We start from the raw sequence: 9,993 nt of genomic DNA on the forward strand, positions 1-9,993 counted from the left end.
CACGGCGATGCGGCAGCCCTGGCGGGTGGCGGTGGTCGGCGGCGGGATCGCCGGGTTGGCCGCCGCGGTCCGCTTGCGCGACCGCGCGCCGGAGGGCACCGAGATCACGGTGTACGAGCAGTCCGGCGCGCTGGGCGGGAAGCTGCGCACCGGGACGTTGGCCGGCGGACCGGTGGAGTTCGGCGCCGAGTCGTTCCTGATGCGGGACCCCACCGGGGCCGAGAGCGCGGCGGTGGTGCTGGCCCGCAGGCTCGGGCTGGCCGAGAAGATCGTCCACCCCACCGTCGGGCAGGCCGCGCTGGTCGTCGACGGGGGGCTGCGCCCCATCCCGGGCGGGACGTTGGTGGGCGTACCCGGGGATCTGGAGCGGGTGGCGATGGTCGCGCGCCCGGCGGCGGACGCCGACCTCGACGGCGGTCGGCCGCTCGTCGGACCCGACGCGGACGTCTCGGTGGGCGCGCTGGTCCGGTCCCGTTTCGGGGACGAGGTGGTCGACCGGCTGGTCGACCCGATGCTGGGCGGCGTGTACGCGGGCCGCGCCGACGACCTGTCCCTGGTCACGACCATGCCGGCGCTGGCCCGTGCCGCCCGGGTGGAGCACACCCTGGTCGGCGCGGTCAGGGCCGCGCAGGCCGCCGCCCCCCGCGCGCCCGATGCCCCGGTCTTCGGCACCCTGGCCGGCGGGCTGGGCACCCTGGTCGAGGCGGCGGTGACGGCCAGCGGCGCGACGGTACGACGGGACGCGGCGGTGCGTGACCTCACGCCCACCGGCACCGGGTGGCGGCTCACGGTCGGTCCGACGCGTGACCCTGAGAGCATCGACGTGGACGCCGTGGTGCTGGCGGTGCCGGCCCGACCGGCGGCCCGCCTGCTCACCGGTCCGGCCCCGGAGGCCGCCTCGGCCGTCGGCGAATTGGACTACGCGAGCGTCGCGCTGGTCACCCTGGCGTTGCCGCAGCCGCCGCTGCCCGAGCTGTCCGGCTTTCTGGTGCCGGGCACCGAGGGGCTGCTGATCAAGGCGGCGACGTTCTTCACCACGAAGTGGGGGCACCTGCGGCGGCCGGACGGGCTGGCGCTCGTGCGCGCCTCGGTGGGCCGCTACGGCGAGGAGGCGCAGCTCCAGCGCCCGGACGCCGACCTGGCCGCGACCGTGCACCGGGAGCTGTCGGCGGTGCTCGGCACCCCGCTGCCCGCCCCGGTCGACGGGCACGTGCAGCGGTGGGGCGGCGCGCTGCCCCAGTACGCCCCGGGGCACGCCGACCGGGTCGCCGCCGCACGGACGGCGCTGCGGGCCGCGCACCCCACCCTGGTCCTGGCCGGCGCCGGCTACGACGGTGTCGGCATACCGGTCTGCGTCCGCTCCGGCGAGACGGCGGCCGACGAGATCATCACAGCACTGGGAGGACCGGCGAGATGACCGAGCAGACCAACGCGGCCCGGCTGCGGGAGCTGAACGACAGCATCCGCTACACGATGTGGTCGGTGTTCCGGGCGAGCGCACCGCTGCCGTCGCTGCGGGACAACGTCACCGGCGAGGTCGAGGCCCTCTTCGACGAGCTGGCCGGCAAGGACGTGGTGATCCGGGGCGTGTACGACGTGTCCGGGTTGCGCGCCGACGCGGACGTGATGATCTGGTGGCACTCCCCGTCGAGCGACGCGCTCCAGGACGCGTACCTGCGGTTCCGGCGCACCACGCTGGGCCGGGCGCTGACCCCGGTCTGGTCGCAGATGGCGCTGCACCGGCCGGCGGAGTTCAACAAGAGTCACATCCCGGCGTTCCTGGCCGGTGAGGAGGCCCGCCCCTACCTGTGCGTCTACCCGTTCGTGCGCTCGTACGAGTGGTACCTGTTGCCGGACGCCGAGCGGCGTGAGCTGCTGGCCGAGCACGGGAAGATGGCGCGCGGCTACCCGGACGTACGGGCCAACACGGTCGCGTCGTTCGCGTTGGGCGACTACGAGTGGATGCTCGCGTTCGAGGCCGACGAGCTGCACCGGATCGTCGACCTGATGCGTGACCTGCGCGCCTCCGGGGCGCGCCGGCACGTCCGCGAGGAGGTCCCGTTCTACACGGGTCGCCGCCGCTCGGTCGCCGAGATCGTCAACTGCCTGGTCTGACACCGGCCGGCCGGCCGGCGCCGCGCCCCCGCCCGGGTGCGGCGGCACGATGCCAGTTCGATCGTCAGGCGTCAATGGCTGACGCCGCCGGCGCGGACCGTGCGTTGCGGCACATGGGGGTGTGCGGGATGCCGTCCTCGACGTACTCCGGGCCGCTGACCGTGAAGCCGTGCCGCGCGTAGAACGCGACCAGGTGCGACTGGGCGTCCAGCACGGCCGGCCGGTCGCCGATCAGGTCGAGCGCCGCCGTCATCAACCGGCCGGCGTGCCCGCCGCCGCGCGCGCTCGGGGCCACCACCACACGACCGATCCGGGCGACGCCGCCCGGGTCGGTGAGGATCCGCAGGTACGCCAGCGGCGCGCCGCCGTCGGTCAACCAGACATGTCGGGTGTCCGGCTCGACGTCACGCCCGTCGAGTTCGGGGTACGGGCAGTTCTGCTCCACCACGAACACGTCGACGCGCAGCTTGAGCAGGTCGTGGAAGGTACGGGCGTCCAGCTCGGCGAAGGAGGCCGTCCGGACGTCGGTGGTCTGCTGGGGCACCCGCCGATCCTAGGTCGGGCCGGCTCACGCGGCGTCCTCGCGGGTCGGTGCGAGATAGGTGGCGGCCACCGCGGTGAGCAGCAGCGCACCGCCGAGAAGCACCGGCGGTGGGAGTGGCTCGTGCAGCAGCCGGGCCCGCTACTTGGCTCCGGCGACCGCCGCCAAGAAGATGTGCGCCATGGCAACGGCGAGGTCTTTGGGATTCTGCGCGGCTTCGGCCCGGCCGCCGGTTGTCTCGGCGATCGCACGCAATGTGTCCAGGTCCGCGCTCTCGCCGATGCCGATCGAGAAAACCGGCACCGGGGTTTGGGCCTGGGTAAGCTGTTTAAGGAATTGTGCTTTGTCCATAGCGTAGGGTGAGTTACCGTCCTGGCCGTCGGTCAGGACGACGACGATCGTCCGGCGATCTGGCTTGGCCTTGGTTTGCTGGTAGCTAACAGCATCGAGCACCGCCCTGTACAGTGGCGTCCCGCCATCAGGAATAGGGGTGTATCCCGCAATCTTGCGACCAATAAGTTGTCGACGATTTTCGCCCTTGACAGTGCCGGTGACCGGCCCTAATGGAACCACCTCCTCGGTTGGCGGGCTTTTGGCAGTCGGTGCGCCGAAGAACCACAGTCCGAGTTCCGTGTCATTAGTGAACGTCTGCGTGGCGACAGCACCGAAAGACCGAAGTAGCGTCGCCTTCGTCCCGATGCGACCCGACCCGACGACCACGGGAGCGGCCATGGAGCCTGAACGGTCGATGACCACGAGCACCTGAAAGCGCTCCGGACGATACCGGGACCATTCGGCTGCCTTCAAACCCACACTGGCGTCGGCGACCGCCGTCGCGTCAGCGATCTTCAAGGGCAGACCCTTGGGTACACCGACCCGAGGCGACGGTCCACCAAATCCGGCGAGGCGAAAACCTGCGGCCACCAGGGCGTTACTGGTATCCACCGACCGTAGACTGCCAATGAACTGGCTCAACAGTCGACGCTGCACGGCGGTGGCGCTGGCCTCGTGTGCGATCGCCACGGGGTAGTCAGCGTCGACTGCGATGTCACTGGCGTACAGGCTCTGCACTGGCTTGTCTCGGCCGTCGTTGTGCCTCCAGAGCTGCTGCTCCAGCACCGGGAAAACTCCGAGGCCTGCGAGGGCCTTCGGGTCGTCGCGGTGCTCGACGGACACGCGGAGCAACTCACCGGCCGAGGCGTCCGCGTCGCGCAGCCTGCTACGTAGCGCGAGAGCCCGAAGCTGCGCCACGCCGGCGTCGGTTCCGGGCGAGGCAGCGGCGGCCTGCACCGCAATGAACGACAGCAGGCCGGCGGTATCCCGCGAGGGGTCGCCCATGCTGAGCGTGACCGACCCTCCCGCAACATCGCTCAACAACGTCGTCCACGAAAAGCTGGACCGCTTCGTACCGGCCACACCTGCGGGCACAGCAAGAACCAGAGGTGACCGCGCCAGGTAGTCGTCGTGGACGGGGTAGACGCGCCGGTCCGGGTCGACGCTGTCCAGCCAGACACGAGACGACGGAATCCACACCTGTAGCGCTCGCGGCGCGCCCTTCTGCGCCGTCATCGCCGACTCTTCCCCGATGAGATCAACCGGGCTGCAGGCAGATCCCTGATTACCCATCTTTCCTACCGCCGCTGCCACGACAGGCACGATCTCGGAAGCCACGACAACGCGCAGGGAGTTCGTACCCTTATCGCAGGACGATCCCGGCGACAGCCTGTTAATAAGCCCTGCATAATTCGTTGTGGCGGCGATTACCAGTCCTGCGACAATGATAGAGGCCAACGCTAATAAATTACTCCGGCGCCGAGGCCGGTGGCGATGACTTCGCGGCGGCTCACCCCCGCCCCAGTCCGCACGGTACTGGCCATAGCGGTCAGTATTCGCCCGCAAACGATCCGTGCCACCACTATCGGTAGTCATGTCTTCTCTCACAGTTTCAGACGCGATGAACCCAGCCCCGATCAACAGACGGAACCAGTCTTCATCCAACTTACCTCGATAAGGTTTCAGGAAGCTGAACCCGGTCGCGAAAATTGCATTAAGGGCGATCGGCAGTAGGAGTCCAGGATTCGGACAGGCGGGTACTCCGATGTAGTAAGCAGGCATATGGTTCCTTGCAAGATTTTTGCAAGGAACCAGATGAATTTCCGGTGCGTCAGTGGCGACGGTCTGGTCAAGCCTTGCGTTCGGCTCGGCTCGGCGGGGCGGCCGGGGGACGAATTGCCGTCAGCCGGCCGGGGATGGGGGCGGCGTGTCGACGTCGGCGTGTCGACCGTTAGGCCCGGTGAATCGCCGTGACCCCCGGAGGATCGCCATGATCAAACGCAACAAGCTCTTCGGCAGCCAGACCCGGGTGACCTTCTGTCTCCCGCGGGACGCGCCGCCCGGTCCGGTGAGCGTCGTAGGCTCGTTCAACGACTGGGAGCCCGGCCGGCACGAGTTGGTGGCCCGCCGCGACGGCACCCGGACGGTGACCGTGAAGCTCGGTCCGGGGGAGTATCGGTTCCGCTACCTCGCCAGCGGCGGTGTATGGCTCGACGACGAGTCGGCCGACGAGATCGACGACGGCGGTGGCCTGCTGCGACTCTGAGAGGTCAACTCGTCACCATCGATGTATTTATCGATCCCAGTCTTTACTGTTAATAAAGTTTAAATTACCGTGGGGCACCTCACCGCACCTGCAGAAGGAGCTGCCCCCACGCGTCGAAGAATCACCGTCCCGCTGGTGGCGGTGGGCGCTGTCGCCGCCACCCTCACCGTCGCCGCGCCCGCCCAGGCGCACGGCTACGTCTCCGCCCCACCGAGCCGGCAGGCGCTCTGCGCGCAGGGCCGGGTGCCCGACTGCGGGCAGATCAAGTACGAGCCGCAGAGCGTCGAAGGGCCCAAGGGCCTCAAGAGCTGCAACGCCGGCGTCAGCCAGTTCGCCGTCCTCAACGATGACAGTCGGGGCTGGCCGGCCACATCGGTGGGTAGTTCGCTGACCTTCACCTGGGTCAACACCGCCCGACACGCCACCAGCAACTGGGAGTACTGGATCGGCAGCACCCGCGTCGGCGTGGTCAACGGCAACGGGCAGCAGCCGGGCGCGACGGTCTCGCACACCGTCAACCTGGGCGGCTTCTCCGGGCGGCAGAAGATCCTCGCCGTGTGGAACATCTCCGACACGGCGAACGCCTTCTACTCCTGCATCGACGTGCAGATCGGCGGCGGCGGGACCACGCCGACCCCGACGCCGACCACCTCACCCACGCCCCGGCCGACCACCAGCCCGACCACCGCCCCGACGACCCCGCCCGCGACGGGTGGCAGTTGGACGGCCGGCCGGGCGTACCAGGTCGGCGACCAGGTCACCTACGGCGGGCTGACGTACCGCTGCCGGCAGGCCCACACGGCGATCTCCGGCTGGGAGCCGCCGAACGTACCGGCGCTCTGGCAACAGGTCTGACCGCGCGGGTGCGGCCCCGGCCGCACCCATGTCGCCGTCCCGGATGATCGGAGCCCTCGGCATGCCCCGCGCAACCCTGCTGACGTGCCTGGTCGCCACGTCGCTGCTCGCCGCCTGCGCCGGGCCGTCCCCGCGCCCACCGACCCCCGCGTCCCCGGTGGTGGCCGATTCCGCGGTGGCCGGGCCCGCGCCGACCGCTGTCGACCTGAGCGGCATCGACGTGGTGTTCCTGAGCACGATGGTCGGGCACAGCGAACGCACCCTGCAGATCGTCCGGCTCGCCCGGGACCGACTGCGCGACGACACGCTGCGCACCCTGGCCGCCGCCATCGAGGTGACCGAGGCCGACGAGCTGTCGGCCATGCGCGGGTGGCTGCCGACGACCGGGCCGGGCGCCAGCGCCGCCGGGCACGACCACGCCGGGGACGACCACGCCGGGGACGACCACGCCGGGCACGACCACGCCGGGCACGACCACGCCGGGCACGGCGACGACAGCGCGCCCGACCGGCTGCGGGCCGCGCCGGACGCCGACGTCGACCAGGTGCTACGCGAGGTCCTCACGGATCACCAGCGGGCCGCCGCCGACCTGGCCCGGGCCCAGGTCGGCGTCGGCCGCGACGAGCGGGTCCGCGGCCTGGCCCGGCGGATCGAGCAGTCCCGGACCGCCGAGGTCGAGCTGCTCAGGGGTACGCCCTGAGCGCGAGGATCAGCGCGGCTCCAAGCGGACCGAGATCGAGTTGACGCAGTGCCGGGTGTCCTTCGGCGTGAAACCCTCGCCGTGGAACACGTGCCCCAGGTGGCTGTCGCAGCGGGCACAGCGGATCTCCGTACGGGCCATGCCGAGGCTGCGGTCGTCGATCTCCTTGACCCGGCCCGGAATGGCGTCGTCGAAGCTCGGCCACCCGCAGTGCGAGTCGAACTTCGTGTCACTGGAGAAGAGTTCCAAGCCGCAGGCCCGGCAGTGGTAGACCCCCTGAGTCTTGGTGTCCACGTACTCGCCGACCCACGGGCGTTCGGTGCCGTGCTCCCGCAGGACGTGGAACTCCTCGGGGCTCAGGCGGACACGCCACTCGTCCTCGGTCTTGGGCAGGTTGTTGTCATCAAGATTCACCCGTCAACGGTACGTCGAACGTCGGGGGTGTGGCATAAGGTCGCGGGATGGGTGGCACCAAGGCAGCGGTCGCCGAGGTCGAGGTGGCCGGGCACAACGTACGGCTGAGCAGCCCGGACCGGGTGATCTTCCCGGAGCGGGGGTTCACCAAGGCGGACGTCTTCCACTACTACCTGGCCGTCGGCGACGGGATCATGCGTGCCCTGCGGGACCGGCCCACCACGCTGCAACGCTTCCCCGAGGGCGTCGAGGGCGAGGCATTCTTCCAGAAGCGGGTGCCCACCCGGGGCGTACCGGCCTGGATCACCACCGCCCAGATCACCTTCCCGAGCGGTCGTGGCGCGGCCGAGCTGTGCCCCGCCGACCTGGCACACGTGGCCTGGGCGGCGCAGATGGGCACTATCGTGTTCCACCCGTGGCCGGTGCGCGCCGCCGACGTGGACCGCCCCGACGAACTGCGCATCGACCTCGACCCGCAGCCCGGCACCGACTTCGCCGACGCGGCCCGGGCCGCCGCCCAGGTCCGCGCGCTCCTCGACGAGTTGGGCGCGACCGGCTGGCCGAAGACCTCCGGCGGGCGCGGCGTGCACGTCTACCTGCGCATCCAACCCCGCTGGACGTTCACCGAGGTGCGTCGCGCCACCATCGCCCTGGCCCGCGAGGTCGAACGCCGCAATCCCGACCTGGTGACCACCGCCTGGTGGAAGGAGGAGCGCGGCAGCCGGGTCTTCGTCGACTACAACCAGATGGCCCGGGACCGGACGATCGCCTGCGCGTACTCGCTGCGGGCCAACGCGCGCGCCACCGTCTCCACCCCGGTCACCTGGGCTGAGCTGCCGGACGTCGACCCGGACGACTTCGATCTGCGTACCGTCCCGGCCCGACTGGCCGAGATCGGCGACCCGCACGCCGGCATCGACGACTCCCCGTGGGACATCACGCCCCTGCTGGAGTGGGCCGAACGCGACGCCGCCGCCGGGCAGGGTGACCTGCCGTACCCGCCGGACCATCCGAAGATGCCCGGTGAGCCCAAGCGTGTGCAGCCCAGCCGCGCCAAGCGCACCCCCTAAGTCCGTTCTCCTGAGGGCGGCCGAGCCGTCCACGCCACGGACCTGTCGAACAACCCTCGAGAGTCGGGTACCGCGTCCGGGTTCAGCTTCAGCAGGTCGGCCGTAGCCTCGAACAACTGGCTCGCCCGATAGACCGACAGTCCCACCCGGTCGGCTCCGTACTGCACTCGCAGCAACATGCGGGCGCTTGCGCACGGCCAGGTGGCGGCGCACACCCGGCAGAGCCAGGTCGGCCTGCGCGGTAGGTGCTGGTGCACCGGATGCAAGCCGGTCAGTGGCCCGCCGGGGGCGGCGTTCGGTTCGACGTAGACATGCCCCTGACGGTGACCGGTAAGTTGACCCGGGTCAAGGAGTCAGGTCATCTGTTTACCGTCGGCCATCTGGATCTGGTGGGCGCTGCGGAGATTCGCGTGATGCGTGGCGGCATCGGCAAGCAGCGTGTTTACGTGATCACCAGCCACCGGAATTTTCCGGAGCCCGTTGCTGATCTCGTGCAGGGCAAGGTCTGGCGAAGGTCGGACGTGATGGCCTGGATTCGAGAGCACCGTCTGGAGTTGGCCGAGGGCTGAGTCCCCCAGGTCCAGCCCAGCGGCGCGACCTGTTCTTGTCGCACGCCTGTTCTAGAATTTGCTGGTGATCGATGAGTTGGCGCGGGCGGACCGGGTGGTGGCGGCGTGCGCCGACACCGCCGCCTGGGCTCTCTCCGAGCACGACCTGATCGCGGCGCTCGACGCCACCCACCGGCTGACGCAGCGGTTGGCGGCGGCGCAGTTGGCGCTCGTGCGCGAGCTGGACGGTCGGGGCACCGCGGTCGCGCAGGGCGCGTCCTCGACGGCGGTGTGGCTGCGTGAGCGGCTGCGGCTCGACGTCGCCGCCGCACGTCGGCTGGTCGGGCTCGCGGCCTCGGTCGACGCGGCTCCACCGGCCGTGCGAAAGGCGCTGGCGGACGGAACGGTCAGCGTGGAGCAGGCCCGGGTCATCGCCGACACGGCCGCCACGGTGACCGCGTCGGCGGGCGGCGAGGTGGCCGACAAGGCGGTCGGTGTGCTCGTCGAGTGGGCGGGGCAGTTCGACCCGACGCTGCTGCGGCGGATGGGCACCCGGATCCTTGACCACGTCGCTCCCGACCTCGCCGACGCCGCCGACGCGGCGGCCCTGGACGCCGAGGCCGCCCGGGCGGCTCGCGACCGGCACGTCACCATCTCTGAGCAGACCGGCGGGCGGCTCCGGCTCAGCGGCATCCTCGACGCGGAGGCCGCCGCGCTGCTGCGGGCCGCCATCGACCCGTTGGCGCGCCTTCCGGGCCGGATGACACCCGCTGTGCCGGCCAGCGCCGCCATGACGCCCTCGCAGACGTGTGCAGGCTGGCGCTGCGCACCGGCGAACTGCCCGAGACCGGCGGCGACCCCGCGCAGCTCGTCGTCACTACCAGCTTCGACGGGCTAGCCCTGCATTCCGCACGTCGGCGATCGTCAGCACCATTCCAGCGGATTGACGTCGAGCAGGTCGAGGATTTCGAGTTGCAGGGGTGTGGGTTGGGGGATGGTGTGTGGGTCGCCGCTGGTCGTGGGGATGAGTCTCATGCCGGCGAGGGCTTGGAAGATCAGTCGGGTGGTCGGGACGGCGGGCCGGCCGGCGTAGAGACCGGCGATGGTGGTCCGGCCCAGGGCGGTCAGAGCGTGTCTGACCTGGCGTTCGA

General features: G+C 70.5%; 11 protein-coding genes and 1 pseudogene. 8 read left to right on the forward strand and 4 right to left on the reverse strand.

Annotated features, from left to right (window positions below):
• Positions 1-7 precede the first annotated feature (7 nt).
• Both hemG and hemQ read left to right on the forward strand, forming a co-directional pair.
• A complete protein-coding gene (gene hemG / locus ACLQ24_RS04310) occupies positions 8-1,417 on the forward strand; it encodes a protoporphyrinogen oxidase (RefSeq protein ID WP_425889083.1) in 1,410 nt (469 codons plus the stop codon).
• Positions 1,414-2,115, forward strand: coding sequence for a hydrogen peroxide-dependent heme synthase (gene hemQ, locus ACLQ24_RS04315; RefSeq protein ID WP_425889084.1), 702 nt, complete (start codon positions 1,414-1,416; stop codon positions 2,113-2,115). Before hemG ends, hemQ begins: the two co-directional genes overlap by 4 nt.
• A 64-nt stretch (positions 2,116-2,179) precedes the next feature.
• Here hemQ and ACLQ24_RS04320 read toward each other — a convergent pair whose 3' ends face one another.
• Both ACLQ24_RS04320 and ACLQ24_RS04325 read right to left on the reverse strand, forming a co-directional pair.
• Positions 2,180-2,659: a GNAT family N-acetyltransferase gene (locus tag ACLQ24_RS04320; protein ID WP_425889085.1), complete on the reverse strand. Its 480-nt coding sequence runs from the start codon at positions 2,657-2,659 to the stop codon at positions 2,180-2,182.
• A 138-nt stretch (positions 2,660-2,797) separates the two neighbouring features.
• Positions 2,798-4,327, reverse strand: a complete 1,530-nt coding sequence (locus tag ACLQ24_RS04325) for a substrate-binding domain-containing protein (protein WP_425889086.1) — start codon at positions 4,325-4,327, stop codon at positions 2,798-2,800.
• 652 nt (positions 4,328-4,979) lie between these two features.
• Between ACLQ24_RS04325 and ACLQ24_RS04330 the strand changes: the two genes are divergently transcribed.
• From ACLQ24_RS04330 to ACLQ24_RS04340, 3 genes are all read left to right on the forward strand, one after another.
• Entirely contained in the window at positions 4,980-5,255 is a 276-nt protein-coding gene (locus ACLQ24_RS04330; RefSeq protein ID WP_425889087.1) for an isoamylase early set domain-containing protein, read from the forward strand.
• Between the two features lie 132 nt (positions 5,256-5,387).
• Positions 5,388-6,110 carry a lytic polysaccharide monooxygenase gene (locus ACLQ24_RS04335; RefSeq protein WP_425889098.1) on the forward strand — a complete coding sequence of 241 codons (723 nt, stop codon included), beginning with the start codon at positions 5,388-5,390 and terminating at the stop codon, positions 6,108-6,110.
• A 61-nt stretch (positions 6,111-6,171) separates the two neighbouring features.
• Positions 6,172-6,810 (forward strand): DUF305 domain-containing protein, encoded by a 639-nt coding sequence (locus ACLQ24_RS04340; protein ID WP_425889088.1) that lies wholly within the window; start codon positions 6,172-6,174, stop codon positions 6,808-6,810.
• Between the two features lie 9 nt (positions 6,811-6,819).
• Here ACLQ24_RS04340 and msrB read toward each other — a convergent pair whose 3' ends face one another.
• On the reverse strand, positions 6,820-7,224 hold the full coding sequence (gene msrB / locus ACLQ24_RS04345) for a peptide-methionine (R)-S-oxide reductase MsrB (RefSeq protein WP_425889089.1): 405 nt from the start codon (positions 7,222-7,224) through the stop codon (positions 6,820-6,822).
• Between the two features lie 47 nt (positions 7,225-7,271).
• Between msrB and ligD the strand changes: the two genes are divergently transcribed.
• From ligD to ACLQ24_RS04360, 3 genes and pseudogenes are all read left to right on the forward strand, one after another.
• Positions 7,272-8,294 (forward strand): non-homologous end-joining DNA ligase, encoded by a 1,023-nt coding sequence (ligD, locus tag ACLQ24_RS04350; protein ID WP_425889090.1) that lies wholly within the window; start codon positions 7,272-7,274, stop codon positions 8,292-8,294.
• A 245-nt stretch (positions 8,295-8,539) separates the two neighbouring features.
• Positions 8,540-8,863, forward strand: coding sequence for a hypothetical protein (locus ACLQ24_RS04355; RefSeq protein WP_425889091.1), 324 nt, complete (start codon positions 8,540-8,542; stop codon positions 8,861-8,863).
• A 211-nt stretch (positions 8,864-9,074) separates the two neighbouring features.
• A pseudogene (locus ACLQ24_RS04360) lies at positions 9,075-9,697 on the forward strand (DUF222 domain-containing protein); the annotation flags it as partial.
• Between the two features lie 69 nt (positions 9,698-9,766).
• Here the strand turns inward: ACLQ24_RS04360 and ACLQ24_RS04365 are convergent.
• A partial coding sequence (locus ACLQ24_RS04365) for a hypothetical protein (RefSeq protein ID WP_425889099.1) occupies positions 9,767-9,993 on the reverse strand: 227 nt, incomplete at its 5' end.

Origin of the sequence: Micromonospora sp. DT4, from assembly GCF_049841675.1 — a bacterium.
Taxonomy (GTDB): domain Bacteria; phylum Actinomycetota; class Actinomycetes; order Mycobacteriales; family Micromonosporaceae; genus Micromonospora.

Bases quoted from the DNA above. Each gene is read 5' to 3' on its own strand.
- hemG (WP_425889083.1), top strand. From the start codon at position 8: ATGCGGCAGCCCTGGCGGGTGGCGGTGGTCGGCGGCGGGATCGCCGGG.
- hemQ (WP_425889084.1), top strand. From the start codon at position 1,414: ATGACCGAGCAGACCAACGCGGCCCGGCTGCGGGAGCTGAACGACAGC.
- ACLQ24_RS04330 (WP_425889087.1), top strand. From the start codon at position 4,980: ATGATCAAACGCAACAAGCTCTTCGGCAGCCAGACCCGGGTGACCTTC.
- ACLQ24_RS04340 (WP_425889088.1), top strand. From the start codon at position 6,172: ATGCCCCGCGCAACCCTGCTGACGTGCCTGGTCGCCACGTCGCTGCTC.
- ligD (WP_425889090.1), top strand. From the start codon at position 7,272: ATGGGTGGCACCAAGGCAGCGGTCGCCGAGGTCGAGGTGGCCGGGCAC.